The sequence below is a fragment of the Nocardia concava NBRC 100430 genome, assembly GCF_000308815.1.
Lineage (GTDB): Bacteria > Actinomycetota > Actinomycetes > Mycobacteriales > Mycobacteriaceae > Nocardia > Nocardia concava.
On sequence record NZ_BAFX01000129.1, the window covers coordinates 1 to 17,305 of the forward strand.

At 67.6% G+C, this 17,305-nt stretch carries 18 protein-coding genes; 11 read left to right on the forward strand and 7 right to left on the reverse strand.

Features of this window, described 5'->3' with window-relative positions; genetic code table 11:
* Both ON43_RS30205 and ON43_RS30210 read right to left on the reverse strand, forming a co-directional pair.
* Positions 1-324 (reverse strand): DJ-1/PfpI family protein (locus ON43_RS30205; protein WP_040813041.1); only part of this gene is annotated, 324 nt, incomplete at its 3' end.
* 378 nt (positions 325-702) lie between these two features.
* Positions 703-1,593 (reverse strand): LysR family transcriptional regulator, encoded by an 891-nt coding sequence (locus tag ON43_RS30210; RefSeq protein WP_040813088.1) that lies wholly within the window; start codon positions 1,591-1,593, stop codon positions 703-705.
* 217 nt (positions 1,594-1,810) lie between these two features.
* On the opposite strand from ON43_RS30210, the gene ON43_RS30215 reads away from it, so the two are divergent.
* Positions 1,811-2,599, forward strand: a complete 789-nt coding sequence (locus ON43_RS30215; RefSeq protein WP_051179446.1) for a helix-turn-helix transcriptional regulator — start codon at positions 1,811-1,813, stop codon at positions 2,597-2,599.
* A 26-nt stretch (positions 2,600-2,625) separates the two neighbouring features.
* Here ON43_RS30215 and ON43_RS30220 read toward each other — a convergent pair whose 3' ends face one another.
* Complete coding sequence (locus ON43_RS30220; RefSeq protein WP_040813043.1) at positions 2,626-3,303, reverse strand: tRNA-dependent cyclodipeptide synthase; 678 nt, start codon at positions 3,301-3,303, stop codon at positions 2,626-2,628.
* 148 nt (positions 3,304-3,451) lie between these two features.
* On the opposite strand from ON43_RS30220, the gene ON43_RS30225 reads away from it, so the two are divergent.
* Positions 3,452-4,459, forward strand: a complete 1,008-nt coding sequence (locus ON43_RS30225; RefSeq protein WP_040813090.1) for an AraC family transcriptional regulator — start codon at positions 3,452-3,454, stop codon at positions 4,457-4,459.
* A 6-nt stretch (positions 4,460-4,465) separates the two neighbouring features.
* On the opposite strand, the gene ON43_RS30230 is transcribed toward ON43_RS30225, so the two are convergent.
* Positions 4,466-5,353: a cutinase family protein gene (locus ON43_RS30230; RefSeq protein ID WP_083913837.1), complete on the reverse strand. Its 888-nt coding sequence runs from the start codon at positions 5,351-5,353 to the stop codon at positions 4,466-4,468.
* 273 nt (positions 5,354-5,626) lie between these two features.
* On the reverse strand, positions 5,627-6,283 hold the full coding sequence (locus ON43_RS30235; RefSeq protein ID WP_040813045.1) for a ferritin-like domain-containing protein: 657 nt from the start codon (positions 6,281-6,283) through the stop codon (positions 5,627-5,629).
* 232 nt (positions 6,284-6,515) lie between these two features.
* On the opposite strand from ON43_RS30235, the gene ON43_RS30240 reads away from it, so the two are divergent.
* Entirely contained in the window at positions 6,516-7,532 is a 1,017-nt protein-coding gene (locus ON43_RS30240) for a M48 family metalloprotease (protein WP_040813047.1), read from the forward strand.
* Positions 7,533-7,567: 35 nt separating this feature from the next.
* Here the strand turns inward: ON43_RS30240 and ON43_RS30245 are convergent, their stop codons facing one another.
* Positions 7,568-8,662 carry a cytochrome P450 family protein gene (locus tag ON43_RS30245; protein WP_157514237.1) on the reverse strand — a complete coding sequence of 365 codons (1,095 nt, stop codon included), beginning with the start codon at positions 8,660-8,662 and terminating at the stop codon, positions 7,568-7,570.
* A 404-nt stretch (positions 8,663-9,066) separates the two neighbouring features.
* Positions 9,067-10,299: a cytochrome P450 family protein gene (locus ON43_RS30250; RefSeq protein WP_040813051.1), complete on the reverse strand. Its 1,233-nt coding sequence runs from the start codon at positions 10,297-10,299 to the stop codon at positions 9,067-9,069.
* A gap of 227 nt (positions 10,300-10,526) precedes the next feature.
* Between ON43_RS30250 and ON43_RS30255 the strand changes: the two genes are divergently transcribed.
* From ON43_RS30255 to ON43_RS47390, 8 genes are all read left to right on the forward strand, one after another.
* The gene (locus ON43_RS30255) at positions 10,527-10,922 is read left to right on the forward strand and encodes a hypothetical protein (protein ID WP_157514238.1); all 396 of its coding nucleotides are present in this window, start codon (positions 10,527-10,529) and stop codon (positions 10,920-10,922) included.
* Between the two features lie 285 nt (positions 10,923-11,207).
* The gene (locus tag ON43_RS42895; RefSeq protein WP_051179448.1) at positions 11,208-13,436 is read left to right on the forward strand and encodes a glycosyl hydrolase family 65 domain-containing protein; all 2,229 of its coding nucleotides are present in this window, start codon (positions 11,208-11,210) and stop codon (positions 13,434-13,436) included.
* On the forward strand, positions 13,433-14,083 hold the full coding sequence (locus ON43_RS30265; RefSeq protein WP_040813054.1) for a universal stress protein: 651 nt from the start codon (positions 13,433-13,435) through the stop codon (positions 14,081-14,083). The genes ON43_RS42895 and ON43_RS30265 overlap by 4 nt, the downstream gene beginning before the upstream one ends.
* A 27-nt stretch (positions 14,084-14,110) precedes the next feature.
* Positions 14,111-14,956 (forward strand): hypothetical protein, encoded by an 846-nt coding sequence (locus tag ON43_RS30270; protein WP_245568812.1) that lies wholly within the window; start codon positions 14,111-14,113, stop codon positions 14,954-14,956.
* A 154-nt stretch (positions 14,957-15,110) separates the two neighbouring features.
* Positions 15,111-15,479: a hypothetical protein gene (locus tag ON43_RS30275; protein ID WP_040813055.1), complete on the forward strand. Its 369-nt coding sequence runs from the start codon at positions 15,111-15,113 to the stop codon at positions 15,477-15,479.
* On the forward strand, positions 15,476-16,282 hold the full coding sequence (locus ON43_RS30280; protein ID WP_040813057.1) for an ANTAR domain-containing protein: 807 nt from the start codon (positions 15,476-15,478) through the stop codon (positions 16,280-16,282). The genes ON43_RS30275 and ON43_RS30280 overlap by 4 nt, the downstream gene beginning before the upstream one ends.
* A 30-nt stretch (positions 16,283-16,312) precedes the next feature.
* On the forward strand, positions 16,313-17,086 hold the full coding sequence (locus tag ON43_RS30285; RefSeq protein ID WP_051179449.1) for a GAF and ANTAR domain-containing protein: 774 nt from the start codon (positions 16,313-16,315) through the stop codon (positions 17,084-17,086).
* Positions 17,087-17,248: a DUF8730 family Cys-rich protein gene (locus tag ON43_RS47390; RefSeq protein ID WP_505779335.1), complete on the forward strand. Its 162-nt coding sequence runs from the start codon at positions 17,087-17,089 to the stop codon at positions 17,246-17,248.
* The last annotated feature ends 57 nt before the right edge of the window (positions 17,249-17,305 follow it).

The following is a 17,305-nucleotide window of genomic DNA, read 5'->3' on the forward strand; positions in this document are numbered from 1 at the left end:
CACGCCCGCGCTGGTGAGTGCCCGTATCAGGGCGCAGGCGTGCGGGTCGGTGCGCAGCCGGTCGGCGTTGACGGTGCCGCCGGGGATGACGAGGATGTCGACTTCGGTGGGGTCGAGGCTGTCGATGGTGGTGTCGGGGTCGAAGGTGTCAGCGGGCTCGAGGTCGTGCCGATAGGTGTGTACGGGTTCGGATTTCACCGCGGCGTGCAGTACCTGTGCGCCGCGCTCGCGCAGCCGGTCGCGCGGTACGACGAGTTCGTCGTGCTCGACACCGGTGTTGCTGGTGATGATGGCGACCTGGAATCCGGCAAGTGGCCCTGGCATGTTCGCTCCTGTCGCTCAGAACGCCTTCATGGCAGAGGGCGAGTTGTCCTAGCGTGCGGATGCCCTTCGATTCCATGTCGAAACCGACGCGATGGGCGGTCTGAAGTCGCGGATTCCAATGCCATCGTTTACGCGGGACCCATTATCGAAGCTGTCGGAGGAGCCTGCGCAGCCTGTGGAGGAGATGGCGGTAAGGCATACGACCGTCTGCACGAGCGTGCAGCGGTCTCGGTGGCGTGTGTCCGAGTCCCGCGATGTAGGGCATCCGCGATCAGCCTTTTCGCCGGGTCGTTCATTCTGCTGCAAGGGTTTCCGTACTCACCGATACCAAACACCCGCCGCCGCCGATTGACCGGTGGCCCCCGTGCGGCACCCCCTTTACAGATGGCGGGTGCCGAGATCGGCGGCGACCGCGGCCAAGGCGCGGATCTCGGCGTTCTCGGCCTCGGTGCGCCAGATCAGCGCGTAGTGCAGGCGGGATACGTCGTGGACCGGCACCCAGGCGATATCGGGCCGCTGCCAGTACCTGTTCGAGTGCGCGGGCAGCATGGTGACCGCCGCGCCGGTCGAGATCGTGGCGAACATTTCGTCCCGGTTGCTCACCAGTGGTCCGCGCTCGATGATTCGCCCGCGCGGAGTGTGGAATGGCGTGAAATTCGCTTCCCAATACTCGGGCAGGCGCGGGGCGGTGTTGTGCAGGAAATCGCCGAGCACCTCCACCGAAACCGAAGTACGCGAGGCCAGTTGATGGTTGGCGGCGATCGCCAGCATGCGGGCGTCGGTGAACAGCACCGGTCCCACTGTCAGGTCGCGCTCCTCGACCGGAAGCGACATCACCAGGGCGTCGATATCGCCCCGCCGCAGGGCCGCGAACGGGTCCACCCAGGTCGCGCTGCGGAGTTCGAGATGGCACTCGGGGTGCGCGACCCCGAACGCATCCCACAGCGGTTGCAGGTCGAGCACGTTCGACGGTACCGCGCCGACCCGTATCCGCCGGGTCTTATCCGACGCGAAAAGCCGGGCCTGCTCGATGCTTTCGTGCAGCCCCCGATAGAGCGGCAGCAGATCGTCCCGCAGTTTCCGCCCGACCGGGGTGAGCAGGACCCGTCGAGTGGTGCGGTCGAACAGCGCCGCGCCGACCATCCGCTCCTGCTTCTTCACCGCCTGCGACACCCGCGCCGACGAAACATGCAGGCGCTGCGCCGCCCGGCCGAAGTGCAATTCCTCGGCCACCGTCAGAAAAATCTCGATGTCACGAAGTTCCCACACGACCAATCTCCCCAACTCGGTCTTCCGACAATAGCCGTTGGCGCGCAATCACGATCCGGACGACGAGGCCGCGGCCCTCCGCTCGGCCGCATCTGTTCACCGAGGCGGGCGCCTTGTTCTGCGCATCGTGGCAATTCATGTAATCATTCCGTCCGCAGGGGACCTTCGCGCAGCCGCGCCGCAGCGGCCATATAGACGAGCGTGGACAGGAGACCCCGTGGATCACGAAAGCTTCATCGGTGGCGATTCACCGGGACCCGCGGTGCCCACGTTCGGGACCGCGCTGCGGCGGATGCGGGAGGCGCGCAAGGTATCGCGGGAACGGCTGGCCTTCGGCGCGGGTGTCAGCGCGAGTTATGTCACGCATTTGGAGACCGGGCAACGCACCCAGCCCGCCGAACAGGTCGTCGCCGCGCTCATTCGCCATCTCGATCGAATCGCGCCCATCTGCCCCGATGAACGCAGGCTGCTGAATCAGCTCAGCGGATACACCGATCCGAAGGACACGCCATCGACCGAGCAACTGCGTGCCCTGATCACACCCGGCCTGAATGAGGCGCTGACCGCGCACCTCCCCAATCCGGCGGCGTACGTCGACAGCCAGCGCACCGATATCCTGCGCTTCAACCGCGCCTATGAGGAGCTGCTGCCCGGACTGTGCCGCAGGGGGAATCTCCTGCACTGGTTATTCGGTGACGCGGAGGCCTCGGAAATCATCGAGGAATGGGAGCTGATCGCCCGCCAGTCGGTGCGGTATATGCGTGCGGCACTGGGGCGTTTTCGCGGATCCCGGGAATTGACCGGGCTGCTGGCCGAACTCGCCCGCTATCCCACCTTCCGCAAGTTCTGGTTCGAGAGCGAGGCGGAGTTCGCCTCGGCGGTCGTGCCGGTATGGCTGCGCGAGCCGGTGACGCGGGCGCGCCGCGCGATCTACTGGCAGCTGAGCTGGGTCGACTCGCCGCCGTACCCGAATCGCATTTTGGTGATGATCGGCCTGTGGGCGTGAGGGTCTCGGCCGGGTGTCGTTCGGCGTCAGTGGGTTTCGCCGATGATCAGGTAGCCCTGGGTGGGGTGGGGGTGGATGGGCAGGTCGCCGTTGTACAGGGCTTCTATGAAGGGGATCGTGCGGTGGTACGCGTAGAGGGACGAGGTGGTGCCGACAATGGCCGGGGTGTCGACCAGTAGTGGGATGTCGGTGAGGAAGTATTCGACGGCGATTTCGCATCGACGTTGATCCGGTTCGATGCAGTCGGGGAGGCGGTGCCGCAATACATCTCGGGTGGTGTCCAGGCACAGCGCGCGGAACGCCGGATCGGTGTCGAAGAGGTAGTGTGCGCGTTTGTACAGGTCGAGGAACGCGGAGTTGGTGCTCAGAAAATTCCAATCGAGGATCCGCTCGTTCAGGCCGTCCAACCCCGCCGAATCCACGGCATCGCGAATCCGATTGCGCATCTTCAAACCGTTCTCGTGCGCGCGCCGCCGCGCCTTGTCCGCCGGGAATCCCATTGCGCGCAGGGTGTATTCGGACGGCACATCCGGTAGATGGAACTGAACCCCGTTGAATTCACGCGCGGCCCACCGCGTCAGCTCCGCAATCCGTGCCCGTTTGAAATAGCTGTTGAACGGGCTGATCCCCAGGCACGCATGCGCCCGCTCCTCGAAGATGTGAGCACAGTTCGCGGTCAGCGGCCGGACGGCCCAGGCATCCACGGCAACATGCTAGCAATGCGACTCGGTCGCCGTTTCGAGCGTGTTTCGATCTCGTAGTCTCCGTGGCGAACTCCGCGAGTTCGTGGCGGATCGGGGGCGCGGGCGTTAGCGTCCACGTATGGGCGGCGGGCGGAACGAGACATGGGGGATGGGGACCGATCAGACACTGCTGCATCGGTTCGTCATCGCGCAGTTGACCGCGGCGGGGCTCGATCGTGGTCGGCTGATTCGGGAGTGCGGGGTGCCGGAATGGACCCTGAGCGGTCCGGGCGTGCATGTGCCGAGTGCGACCTTCGGGCGGTTGTGGGAGGTCGCGGCCCACTGGCTGGACGATCCGGAGGTCGGGCTGCGGGTGGGGAGCCGGTACGAGCTCAAAGCGACCGGGCTGTACGACTATCTGTTCTCCACCGCGCCCACGGTCGGTGCGGGCCTGGCCACCTGCGGGCCCTACGTCAGCGCGGTCACCACCAACCATCGATTCACCTTCGTCGAGGGGACCGGTGGGGAGTCCACGCTGTATCTGGACATGGTCGACGGTGAGGGGCGGGCCCGCGAGTTGACTCACGCGTGGGGATTGTCGGCCGTGCTCGGGCGGGCGCGGCGAGTCGTCGACGCTCCGCTGAACCCGACCCGCGTGTCACTGCGGCAGCGGGCGCCACGCAATCTCGAAACCTATCGGGAGGTATTCCCCGGCGCGATCATCGATTTCGGGATGCCCACGGATTCCATGACATTCCGGGCGTCCGACCTCGCACTACCGCTGGTCACCGCGGACCCGGCACTGGCCGAGGTGTTGAAACCGCTGGCCGAGGCACTGCCGCCGCCCCCGCCACTGGAAACCGCGTGGCCCGAACGGGTGGCCGTCGCGATCGCCGAAGGCATGGACAGCGGCGAGATCTCACTCGAGCAGATAGCCCGTCGGCTGCTGGTCAGCCCGCGCACGCTGCAACGGCGGCTCACCGAGGTCGGAACGACCTTCCGCAACGAGGTGGACCGGGCCCGCCACGCCCGCCTCGTGGCGGCCACGGCCACCGGCCCCTTGAGTCGATCCCAGCAAGCCCGACTGCTGGGCTACACCGACGCCGCCTCCGCCCGCAGGACGGGCCTGCGGTGGGCGGTCGCCGCGTCGATGCATGTTGGGGCGCAAGAGATTTAGGCGGGATTACCGCGCGATATCCGCCAGCCAGTTGTGGAGCCACGTGGTGGCGGTGGTGCCATTGGCGTCGACGACGTAGTGCGGATACGACTGGTGCACGCCGGAGGACAGGAACTCCTGCACCTGGCGTCCCCACTGCTCGCTGGACGGATCATCCTGCGGGGCGGACAGAATGGACAGCCAGCCGGGGATGAGCGCCTCGCTGAGGATGGAATTCAGGGTCGCGGCGTAATTGGGGATCTGCAGCGGATCGGGCGCGGACAACTGGGTCGCGAATCCGGCGAATCGACCGGCGAGGTCATCGGTCGGCACCGAGCAGTACAGGTCGCCCGCCGCGCAGATGCTGCGGACCACCGGGCTGACCCACCCGAACCCGCCGGGCCGAGCACCCGCCGCGCCCGCGCCCGGCACCGGCGGCCCGACCAGCGCGTCGGTGGGGGAGCGGCGAGGATCGGACAGCAGGCCGACGGCGACGAGCCGGTCCGGCGGAATCACCCCGAGCCCGGTTCCGATCTCCGCGGCCACATCCCCGGCCACATTCGCTCCCTGGCTGTAGCCCAGGAGCGCGAAACGTGTTGCGCCGCAACGCGCGGCCTGATCGGCGATCGTGCCCCGGGTGTTGTTGACACCCTCCCGCTCGGACCGCCCGTAAACCTCGCCCTCCCAGGGCAGCGCCGTCGCGGCATAGCTCACGTAGGTCGTCCGCACGGAGCCCGGCAGCCCGCGGGTGACCATCGACAGCATCCCCTGCCGGGGATCATCGTCGGAGGTCTCCCAGGTCCCGGGAACGGCGATAACGCTCAGCGCCGGGCAGTCCGCGGGCGCCGCCGCGGCCCGCGGCGCCCCGAAACCCCACAGCCCGGCCGCCAGTACCTCGGCCGCCAGCGCCGTCATCACACTCGCCGTCCGTGACCACCGCGTTCTCGGAAGGGACAACGCCTCACTCCTGCTCTCTGATACGACTGTTCCTGGGCGCGCTTGGAATGTCCGGTTGCGCTGCTCAGAGCGACATCCAAGCTATCAAGAAAACCAATTGGTACGCACCTAGGCGGTGACGTCGGTCGGATCACAGATGGATCGGGCAGAGGATTCCCGAACTACTTGATGGGTGTGGGCTGTGGGGTGTGAAAGCTGGACGGCGCCAACGGCATTCGGGCAGATGAGATATCAGGCCGGAGTGGTGTGGCTGACCGGTGTGCCGACGCCGGAAGCCAGCGGATCGCCGGGGTATTGGTAGAACCGGCCCGGCTGATCGGACTCGACGCCGTAGCCGATGCCGAGTCCCTCGAGCGCGTCACGGACCTTGGTGATCGTCTGCCAATCGAAGTTCTCGAAGCCGACGTCGTTGGGCACGCCGACATCGTGGCCGAGCTCGTTCTGGGCGTGGCGGACCAGGGCGCGATGGACGGCCTCGGTGCCCAGGGCTTCGGCGCACAGCCGCGCGCCGAACGGTTCGCGGGCATTCGCGTAGGCGCTCACCCCGAGCAGGTAGAGGCTGATCTCCACTGTCTCAACGATTTCCAGCGTGGAGAACAACCCGACACCGCCATTGTCGAAGGCCGCGTCGGGAAACCAGTACTGCTGGGTGAACGGCTTCCCTCCGGCGTCCTGCAAGGCCTGGACGTGGTGATATTCCTGGGTGACCGCATTGCGCAGCACCGGCAGGAACGCCTCCGACGGGGTGCCGGCCGCACGTTCGATGGCGGCGGTGACGAAGGTGACGCCGAGGGCCTCCTCGGTGACGAGGAAATCGAGCACTTCCTGCAAGCCCTGTCTGTCGCCGAGAGTGGCGGACTTCTTTGTTGCATCGATGATCGAGGACATGGTCCCTCCCGAGTAGGAGTGGTGGATTTGTCGGTTCGAAAATTCAGATGGCAAATGGCTAGCTATTCGCTGCCTCGATGCTAGACCCGAAATCGGCCAAAGATACGGGTGAGTCACATCACATTGCGGCGGGTGCGGTGTGGTGCCAGGCAACGGAAATTGGGGGCATGCGTTGCGACATCGGTTGGGTATCTTGATAATTCGGCACCGCTTCGACGATCGGGTACCGCTGATGATCGCACCCAGGCTCGAATCCGCGAGCATCGAGGACCGCGCGGCGTATCGCAGGCAAATTCGCCTGCGCGCGGTGCCCTGGACCGTCGCGATGCTGCTCGTATCGTGGCCGGTTCCGCTGCAGGGTGGCCTGCTGCTGTATCGGCTCGGCGATCTGGCGGGCCGGTGGGCGGGGATCCTGCTGCTCTGTGTGTGGCTGTTATCCGCGTTCCCCGTGCTGCACCCGCCGCGACTGCCCCCGCCGATGGCCGCTCCGGGGTTGCCCCGCCGACCGACCGCCGATGAATCCACGGTGCTGGACCCGGCGTGGAGCGATACCGTGCACCGGCTCGGCCTCGACGAATCGTGCTACGACGTGTTGGTGCGCGAGGACGGGCCGCTCGGCACGGCCTACCCGGGCGGCAGCATCATCGTGTCCACCGAGGCCATCCACGACCTTTCGCCCGCGGAACTGCGCGGACTGCTCGGGCACGAGATCGGGCATTTCGTCGGGGACGGCGGCTTCGGTCTGTACCGGCTGTCGCGGTGGTACACCGGTCTGCTGACGCTGCCGCCGAATATTGTCTGTCGATGGGTGCTGCGCATGCCGTTTCCGGCCGAGTGGGCCAGGCTCACGGTGGTGTGGTTCGTGCGCCTCGGGTGGCTGGTCGGCTGGTTTACCGCGCTGGACAACTGTTTTGGTCCCGCTGTGACAGTCGGGTTCGCGGTGGCGGCGATCGTGCAGGGACTGGGGCAGTTGGCGATTCTGCGGCGTGACCAGACCCATGCCGATCGGGTCGCGGTCGATCTCGGTTTCGGCCCCGGGCTCGCCTCGATGACCCGGCGCCGAAACCCGCCGGACCCCCGATTGCCCTCGTTGCTGCATCAGCGTCGCCGGAGGTACCGGGCGCTGGCGCTCCTGCTCCGGTCGTTGTTGCGGGATCCGGTGCCGGAGCAGCGAATCGCCGATATCGAAGCGCTCATCTCACTGCGTGACGTTGCCCAGTTCCCCGGTCAATCGGCTGCGCAGGAGTGACCTGCCCTGTTCGGCGCCCTTGCGGATCGAGCGCGCTAGCTCCCTTCGACGAGGGGGAGTGGCGGGGAGGAGGGGAAGGTGACGGGGACGGTGGCGGGGGCGCGGTGGAAAGCGTTGGGCTGCCAGGCTAGTCGGTCGAGGGGGACGGACAGCTTGATGTCGGGGAGGGCGTCGAGGAGTTGTTCGAGGGCTTCCTGGACGATGATCGACGCGATCGGCTGGGCGGGGCAGGTGTGCGCGCCGACGCCCCAGGCCAGATGGGATCGATTGCCGGTGCGGTCGCCGTCCACCGCGGGGTCGTTGTTGCACGCGGTGATGCTGATGAGGACCGGCTGATCGGCCGGGATCCACACATTGCCGATCACCTGTGGGTGCTGCGGGAATCGGGGGCAGGCGTTGGCCAGCGGCGGGTCGCTGAACAGGGCCTCGTCGATCGCGTCGCGCAATTGCAGTGAGCCGGTGAGCAATCCGTCGTGGAAGTTGTGATCGGAGGCCATCAGCACCAAGGCGTTGACGATCAGGTTCCAGGTCGGTTCGGCTCCCATGGCGTAGAGCTTGGCGATCTGTTCCACGATCACCAGGTCCTCGAAGTTTGCGGGGTGATCGATGAGCGTGGAGATCACGTCGTGTGAGCGGTGGGCGCGTCTGGCTGCGATGGCCTCGGCCAGTATGTCCTGGAATCGGCGATCGGCGAGGTCCGAGGCGGCGGCATCGGCCGCCTCGGTCAGATTCGCCAGCGCCGCACCGGCTTTCGCGCCCAGCTCTGCCGGTAGCCCGATGAGGTCGTTGAGTACGCGCAGGGTGAGCGGCCGGGCGTATTCGGTGAGCAGATCGGCCTTTCCGGCCTGGCAGAAGCTGTTGATCAGCGGTGTCGCGGCGGCCTCGACCGCGCCGCGCAGCCGGTACTGGTCGATGCCTGCCATGGCGGCCACGTAGGCCGAACGGAGTTCGGGATCGGTGCCGATCGGTCCCCATTCCATGAGCGGCATGACGGGGCAGTGTTCGGGGATGGTGTTCTGCCAGGCTCGCGGATCGGCCGGAAAGTGTTCGGGGTCACCGAGAATCCGCAGGGCGTCCCGGTAGCTGAGCACCAGCGCCGCGGGCACTCCGGGCGCCAGTTCGACAGGCACCACCGGGCCTTGCTGGCTTCTCGAGTCGGTGAGGAATCGGCGTGGATCGGCGGCGAATTCCGACGAGTACAGCCTCACGCACGTCGTCCCGCGGTGTGATCCACCCTCGCCGGATGGATGGCCGACAAGGGCGTCCGGATGGCCGACAAGGGCATTGTCTCGCGCGCTGGTGCGAGCATCTTCAACGTGCAACTCCGATGAGCCGGTGGAAAGCGATCAGTGAGAAACGTTAGAGAACAGCACTTTTCGAGCAATACGCAAACCCGATCGAGGCGGTAGCCTCCGAACGGGGTGGAGAGTGCGGGAACACCGGTTGCTTTGGGCCACGCATCAAACGTGGCCCGGTAGAGCAGGTTTCGCTAGCTACCGAATGATACTAGCCGTCGATACCCGAGGGACCGTTGTCAGAATATGGTCCGCGCGGGCGGAAACACCACCGGCAGATTCGCCAATGATCGGTGGAAAGGCCCTGGCCGCCAGGAGAGTTGGTCGGCCGGGCGGGAGAGCCGCAGCTCGGGCAGCAGGTCGAAGAGCTGATCGATGGCGTTCTGCGCGACGAGATATGCGAGATCCTGGGCGGGGCACGCGTGCGGGCCGGCGCCCCAGGTCAGATGCGCGTTGTTGCCGGTGTAGCGGCCCACCATGGCCGGATCGTTGTTGCAGGCCGCCATGCTGGTGACCACGGGCTGGTCGGCCGGCAGCCACACCTTGTCGACCATGATCTGCCGCGAGGGATAGGTGATGCCGAAGTTCGCCAGCGGCGGATCGGTGAACAGCAACTCGTTCAACGCATCCCGGGTGGTCAGGGCCGCCATTCCCGAATAGCGCTGATCGGTGAGCATCAGCAGCAGCGTGTTCGCGATCAGATTGGTCAGCGGCGCGATCCCGGCGCAGTAGATCGCGACGAGCTGCTGGACCAGCTCCTCGTCGGTCAGATTCGCCTCGTGCGCCAGCAACCGCGTGGCCACATCGACGCCGGGTTCGCGCCTCTTGAGGTCCAGCAGCGCGACGAGCGCGCCTGCGAACGGCGTTTCACCCTCCGCCGCGGAATCGCCCTCGAACATCGTGGCTATGCTCTGCGCCACCCGATTCCCGATGTCGTCCGGGCAGCCGACCATGAAATTGAGGTAGGCGACGGCGACCGGGAAGGCGTACTGGCTGATCAGATCCGCTTCCCCGTCGAGGCAGAACGTATTGACCTGAGCCAGCGCGATCTCCTCGACCGTCGCATCGACCGAATGCAGGCCGACCGCGTCGATACTGTCGACAATGGCCTTGCGGTAGCGCGCATGCTCGTCGCCCGAACTGCGCAGGGCATTGGGCCGGTACCGCATGATCGGCAGGATGGGGCATTCGGCCGGAATGTTCTTCTCCCAGGCCCGCGGATCCGCCGAGAACCCCTCCGGATCATTGTTGATCTGCATGGCCGCGCGATAGCCGATCACCAGCGTGGCGGGTACGCCGGGGGAGAGTTCCACCGGGACAATCGAACCGAATAGCGCGCGCATCTCGGCATAGCGGGCATGCGGGTCGGCGGCGAATTCATCGCCATACAGCGGTACCCGAACCGACCCGGGAGAGCCGACGCCGCCCAGCGTCGATCGACTGCCGGGCGACGGCGGTGTTGGTGTTGTCAAGGAAGGGCTCCAGGTCTGGAACGACACGCTGAATCGGTTGTGGCACTGCGATGCTCATACGTCGCCGAACCAGCAGATCGTACACAGCACGCCCGGGCGTACCCGTCGCGACGGGTCGCCACCGGACGGTGATCTCGAATACGGCGCCGAATATGCAATTGACTTCACCGATCGATCTGGATCTGCGGCAAGTGTTTTATCAGGTTGGCTTGTGAGCATGTGTCGTGATGAGCGAATCAATTGAGACCATGCCCGGCAATGCGGTCCGCTGGCGCGGGTTTTCCCTGCGCGAATTGGACGCGCTGCTGAGACGGAGTCAGCCCAATGGCGCGATCGAGGAGCAGTCCTGTCCACACTGCGGACAGCTGACCCTGCGGACCTATCTGCACGGCGCGGAGCGCGACAGCACACCGATGATGCTGACGCATTTCTGGTGCTCGAACTGCCGTCATTACACCGGATGGCCCGCACCCCGCCGACCCGGTTTCTGGTTCAGCGATCCCCTCGCCGACACCCCGTGGGATCGCTTCCTGGCCCTGTCGCGCAGCGAGGAGATCTTCTTCGAGACCCTCGACCAGCTCTGGACGAACACGGACCTGCCGCAACGTGTAGTCAGTGCCTGACCCGGTTCGGGGACAGCCACTGGACAGGGTGGGTGTTCGGGGTCACAAGTTCGGCCGGGCGTGGCGGCGGGGACGTACTGTCCTGGCAGTCGAACATGCTGAGCGATCACCATGGACGATCACCCCAGCGAGCCTCGAACCGACGCAGACCGGTTCGGGGCTCGATGGCATTTCCGGGGGCGGAAATTGGGTACTCCATTATTTGGAATGCCCGTCTCCGTGGGGCGAGTCCGCGGCGGGGCGGGGTGGACAGGCGGGCGTGGGCTCTGGAGAGGGGCTCGGGAAATGGACGGCGACGGCGTCCGGACCGCGCGTGAAGGCAGTGCGGCATACGAGGGCGGTCCCGCGCACGCTGGCAGTCCGGCACACGATGGCAGCTCGGTACACGATGGCAGTGCCGTGCGGGAGGACGCCCTCGTGCATGTCGCCACGGCCGACGGCCGCCGCGAGCTGGACGCCCGCTGGACCATCACCGGAAATCCTTTGCGCCACAGTGTGTCCGATGCCGCGGTGTACACCGTCGGCTCCGGTGGAATAGCCAGCCGGGGCGTCGTCGAGGACGGCGAGGAGGCGCGGGCTCCGGAAGTGCTTGTCGCGGGCGCGTACACGGGGAACGGGCCGGAGCAGGAGTTGCTGGCGGCGCCCGGCTGGACGCGGGTCGTGGTCGCGCCGCCGGTGCAGGACGGGCAGCGGTTCCTGGATCTGTCCGACGGCGTGCTGTATCGGGCCGACGCGGCGGGGGAGTTCCGCAGCCTCCGGTTCGCCTGCGTGGACCGGCCCGGGGTGATGGCGATGCGCGTGGAGGCGGCAGGCGATCGGATCACGGGTGTGCAGCCGCTGCTCGCCTCCGGCGCGGAATACCCCGCGCAGGAGATCGGACCGGATACGCGATTGCCCACAGAGGTCGAAATCCGCAGTGTCAGAGCTGAATCCGTGGAAGAGTGCGCCGTCGCGGTGGCAGCCGGACAGGCGCGGAGCCGCCACGGTGACACGGCCCGATTGGACCGCGTCGCGGCATACACGGCCGACGATTCCGGCGGCGCCGGCGCCGAGCGGGCGGTGCGGACCCTGTCGCGCGCCTGGGAGCACGGCATCGATGGACTGTTGGCCGCCCAGCGCACCGAGTGGGCGCGGCGCTGGTCCACCGTCGGCATCGAGTTGCCCGACGATCCCGAGACCGAACTGGCCGTGCGATTCGCGCTGTTCCAGCTGTGGGCCAATGCGGGCGCCCACGGCGAATCCGCGGTCGGCGCGCGTGGGCTGTCGGGATCGGGTTATCGCGGTCATGTGTTCTGGGACGCGGACGCGTTCGTGCTGCCCGCCATGGTGACCATCGATCCGGCGGCGGCCGAGGCGATCGTGGCGTATCGGCTGCGGCGCCTGGACGCCGCGCGAGAGCGGGCGCGGGAGGAGGGGTTTCGCGGCGCGCGGTTCCCCTGGGAGTCGGCGGCCGACGGCCACGACGTCACACCGCGCAGCGGATTCCTCGGCGGCGTGCAGGTTCCCATCCTGACGGGCACGCGGGAGGAACACATCACCGCCGATGTCGCCTGGGCCGCGCACCATTACGCGGAATGGACCGGCCGCTCCGGCTACCTGTCCACCACCGCGCGCGAGCTGCTGGTGGAGACCGCGCGCTATTGGGCGTCGCGAATGCGAATCGATGCCCGCGGCCGTGCGCATCTGGACCAGATCATCGGGCCTGACGAATATCATGAATCGGTCGACGACAATGCCTTCACCAATGTCATGGCCCGCTGGAACCTGCGCCGCGCGGCCCGGCTGGAGGCCGCGAATCCGGCCGAGGCAAGTGAATTCGACAGCTGGCGCGAGCTCGCCGATCGTATTGTCGACCAGCTGGGACCGGACGGTCGCTACGAACAGTTCACCGGATACTTCGGACTGGAACCCCTGCTCGCCTCGGACGTCAGCCACGCGCCCGTCGCCGCCGACGTGTTGCTCGGCCAGGGCCGGGTCGCCGGTTCCCAGCTGATCAAACAGCCCGATGTGCTGATGCTGCACCACCTCGTGCCCGAGGAGGTCGCGCCGGGATCCCTGCTGCCCAACCTCGATTACTACGGGCCGCGCACGACTCACGGCTCCTCGCTCTCGCCGGCGGTGATGGCGGCCCTGCTGGCGCGGGCCGGACATCCGGACGCGGCACTCGAGGCCCTGGTGCCGGCGCTGCGGCTCGACCTCGACGACCGCTCCGGATCCACCGCGTCGGGCCTGCACATGGCCACCCTCGGCGGGGTGTGGCAGGCGATGCTCGCCGGATTCGCCGGGGTGCGCGTGCGCGACGGCGTGATGAGCGTGCGCCCGGTGCTGCCCGCGCGATGGTCGAAGCTGGGCTTGGCTTTTCGATGCCTGGGCCGCTGTGTCCGGCTGGACATCGGTCGCACGGGCGTCGGCATCCACACCGACGGGCCGCTGACGGCGGCGGTGGGGGACGGGCCGCCCCGGGTGGTGTCCGGGGACTCCTGGTGGCCCCGCAACGAGGAAGGGAAATCGTGAACGACATCCTGGTCCGTCCCAGCGAACCGGCCCTGGCGGTGGCCGCGGCACTCGCGAAAGCCACAGGCGCACAGGTGCGTTCGATACCCGCCGACTGCTCCGGCGCGGAATTCACCCGTGCGCTCGAGGATCCGGAAGCGGCGCTCGGCGTCCTGACCCGCGCCCAGGGGCCGTGGGAGATCGTGCAGCACACCACCGTTCCGCTCGTGGTCGTACCGCCCGAGACCGCGGGCGACTACACCCTCGAACGGGTGCTGGTTCCGCTCGACGGCACCGAGGAGGCGGTGCACGCGATCGCCGAGACCGTGGGCATGTTCTGCGCGGCGGGCATCGAGATCGCCGTCCTGCACGTGTTCGATCGAGAGACCGCTCCCGCGCACTGGGATCAGGCCGCACACGCCCGCCCGGCCTGGGAACAGGGCTTCCACGCGCGCTTCTGCGCCCCCTACCTGCCCGAGTCCTGCCGCACGCTGACCCTGCGCAGCGGCGCGCCGGGCGAACACATCCTCGACGTCGCCGCCGAGTGCGCCGACCTGATCGTGCTCGGCTGGTCGCAACGGCTGCTGCCCGATCGTGCGCGCGTGGTCCGCCACCTGCTGGCCGCCTCCCCGGTGCCGATTCTGCTCACGCCGGCACACACCGCCTGACCCGAGCGTGAGCTCCCGGAGACCGCCATGAATCCCGAAACGCCACCGGCGCAAAGTCGTTCGCTCATCGCCATCGCGGTCGCGGCGGTGGCGGTGCTGATCGCCGCCGCGGCGGTCGTGGTCGCGCTGACCCGCGAGGGCAGCCACCGCTCCGAGCCGTCGACGTCCATGCCCGCGACTTCGGCTCCGGCAGCGGCGATTCCGTCGGCGGGACCGTCCTCGACCGCGGCCCCCTCCGCGTCTCAGACCTCAATCGCCCCTGCGGAATTCGGCTACCAGCCGCTGTGGCCGTTCGGCAGCGTGAGCGAAGCGGTCGCCTGGCAGCGATCCGCCGACCCGGGCGGCCATCAACCCTGGCACCTCAGCGAGGCATCGATCGCGCAGATGTTCACCCAGCAGTATCTGGGCTTCACCGCGGTCAACAAGGTCGTGAAAGTCCGGACACAGGGCGAAGAGTCATGGGTGAGTGTGGGTTTCGACAATCCCAACGGTGCGGCCACCGTCGCCGCCGTCGTGCACCTGGTCCGGATCGGCGAGGGTACGGCCAACGACAAGCCGTGGGAGGTGGTCGGCACCCAGGACACCACCCTCACGGTGAGTACTCCGGCCTACGGCGCGACCGTGCGCAGCCCGATCACGGTGGGCGGCACCATCACCGGCGTCGACGAGAGCCTGCACATCCAGCTCGGCGCCCTCGGCCAGGACCACCCGGTGGGCAACGTGACCGGCATACCCGCCGGAGGAAACGCCGCGCCCTGGACCGCGTCGGTCCCCTTCACCCTGACCTGCCCCGCAACCCTGACCATCGCCGTCTCCACCGGCGGCCACATCGCCGAGGTCGAACGCTTCGCCGTCACCGGCGCCCGCTGCTGATGCCTGTCGAAGCGATAGGCGCGGCCGTAGAATCGGTGGCGTATGGATTTCGGCGTGAGAGCCGGAATCCATTTCCTGACAGCGATGCCCGCCCCGGTCCCTGGTTGGCCTGTTGTCCTTCCCACAGTCGACGGCATGCAGGTGGTGACTGGGCATGGCCTGGACCGGATTCGGATGGACCTGGGCGGGATTGGGTGACGAGCGTGCGTTCCCGGCGCGGGTGTGGTCGGTGGTCGCCGGCGTGTTGGACGGCGATCGCGTGTCGCAGTGTGGCGGGGTGGTGGTCGCCGCGGATCTGGACTTGGCGGCCGAACAGTTGTGCGCCTATCTCGACGGCGATCTGGTCGACGACGGAAGCTGCTATCTGTTCGCCTCGCGCGGTCCGCTCGATCCGCACCAGCGTGGCGCACGGTCGCCGACGCGGTTGTTCAGCGTGGTTCGCCGCGATCGGCATGGCGCGCTGATCCCCGGGGACTGGCGCGTCGCCGACGATTCCGTCGCGACGTGGGGAGTGCAACGGTGACCGAATCCGACGCTGTCGGAGCGAGATTCATGGCGGCATTGCGCCGCAGCGAGGAAGATCCGGGCCGGCCGCACGACGCGAGCGTGCTGAGCGCGGTGTGCGCGCGGTTGCTGCCGGCGGATCGGGCCGCGATCATGGTGCGTTCCGGTGAGACGGGCTGGGAGATGCTGGGCGCATCGGATCCGGTTGCGGTCGAATGGGCGCAGGTGCAGGTGGCCGCGGGCGAGGGGCCCGGCCCCGCTGCCTATCAGGCCGACGTGCCGGTGTTGGTGCCCGATTTCGGTGCCGCATTGGCCGGGGGACGGTGGCCGCTGCTGGCGGCGGCCGGGCAGGGTCGCCGGGGTGGCGCGGTGTTCGCGTTTCCGTTGCGGCAGGGCGCGATTCGAGTGGGGACCCTCGACCTGTACACCGACCGACCCACCCCGCTGGACCGGTCCGGATTCGCCGCGTCGGTGCAGATTGCCGAGGTGTTGACCGTGGTGTTGCTCGCGGCGCTGCGCGCACCCCGGCCGGACCTGTTGGGCGCCACCGGATTCTCGCCCGCCGCCGCGCTGGCCGAGGTGGGCAACGGGGTGGGGCTGGGCCCGTGGTGGGAATCGGCGACCTCGACGCGCGAGATCCATCAGGCCACCGGAATGGTGGCCGTGCAACTGCGGATCGACGTGGCCGACGCGTATGCCCGGCTGATTGCCCACGCGCTGATCGGCGGTCGCCCGATCGCGCAGGTCGCCGCCGATGTGGTGGCTCGCCGGCTCCGTTTCGAGCCCGGTGAAGGCGGTGAGCCGGGCCGGTCACGGCCGTAGAATCTGACATCGCACGGAGATTGGACAGGTATGACAGCTCGCGAGCGCGTACTGATCTCGGTTGTCGTCCACCTGGCCGACTCCCTGGTTGCGGACTACGATCCGGTCGAATTGGCGCAGGAGATCGTCGATGTGCTCGGCGAGTTGCTGCCCGGCACGGCCGTCGGGGTACTACTCGCCGACCATCTCGACCGGCTGCAGGTGCTGGCCTCCACCAGTGAGGCCACCCGATTGCGGGAGCTGTTCCAGATCCAAGCCGACTCCGGGCCGTGCGTGAGCGCCTACCGCACCGGCCGCCAGGTCCGGGTCGAGGAGTTGACGGCCGGGCAGGACCGGTGGGCCGAGTTCGCCGACCACGCGTTCGCCCAGGGCTGGCACGCGGTATACGCGCTACCGATGCGGTTGCGCGAGGAGCGAATCGGCGCGATCAACCTCTTCGCCCCCGATCCCGGCGGCCTCGACGACGACGAAATCGCCATCGCCCAAGCCATCGCCGACGTCGCCACCATCGGCATCGTCCACGCCCGAGCCCTGGCCGACACCCTCTCCGTATCCGCCCAACTACAGGGCGCCCTCAACACCCGCCTGGTCATCGAACAGGCCAAAGGCATGCTCGCCGAACAAGCCCACCTCGACATGGACACCGCCTTCACCGCCCTACGTGCCTACGCCCGAGCCACCAACACCCGCCTGATCGACCTGGCCCGCACCGTCATAGACCGCACCGCCGACACCACCGCCATCCTCACCCACCACCGCACACCACCCGGGACTAGCGGAAGCGGACCGCCGCCTGTGATATAGATGCTCGTCCGATTGTTTGTTCGAAAGGAGCATTCTGTGTGTCAGCCAGTTCCCTGTGAGACCTGCGGAAAGACCACTTGGGCCGGATGTGGGGAGCACATTGCCGAAGTGAAGGCTGTGGTGCCCGCCGATCAGTGGTGCGATGGAGAGCATGCCAACTGAGGCGTGATCGGAATCGGCAGGGCCGCAGATTGCCGGCCGTGCCGATCGATCGCTGTG

Coding starts and splice junctions, on each gene's coding strand:
- ON43_RS30225 (WP_040813090.1), top strand. CDS start 3,452: ATGGGGACCGATCAGACACTGCTGCATCGGTTCGTCATCGCGCAGTTG.
- ON43_RS30230 (WP_083913837.1), bottom strand. CDS start 5,353: ATGACGGCGCTGGCGGCCGAGGTACTGGCGGCCGGGCTGTGGGGTTTC.
- ON43_RS30235 (WP_040813045.1), bottom strand. CDS start 6,283: ATGTCCTCGATCATCGATGCAACAAAGAAGTCCGCCACTCTCGGCGAC.
- ON43_RS30240 (WP_040813047.1), top strand. CDS start 6,516: ATGATCGCACCCAGGCTCGAATCCGCGAGCATCGAGGACCGCGCGGCG.
- ON43_RS30255 (WP_157514238.1), top strand. CDS start 10,527: ATGAGCGAATCAATTGAGACCATGCCCGGCAATGCGGTCCGCTGGCGC.
- ON43_RS42895 (WP_051179448.1), top strand. CDS start 11,208: ATGGACGGCGACGGCGTCCGGACCGCGCGTGAAGGCAGTGCGGCATAC.
- ON43_RS30270 (WP_245568812.1), top strand. CDS start 14,111: ATGAATCCCGAAACGCCACCGGCGCAAAGTCGTTCGCTCATCGCCATC.
- ON43_RS30275 (WP_040813055.1), top strand. CDS start 15,111: ATGGCCTGGACCGGATTCGGATGGACCTGGGCGGGATTGGGTGACGAG.
- ON43_RS30285 (WP_051179449.1), top strand. CDS start 16,313: ATGACAGCTCGCGAGCGCGTACTGATCTCGGTTGTCGTCCACCTGGCC.
- ON43_RS47390 (WP_505779335.1), top strand. CDS start 17,087: ATGCTCGTCCGATTGTTTGTTCGAAAGGAGCATTCTGTGTGTCAGCCA.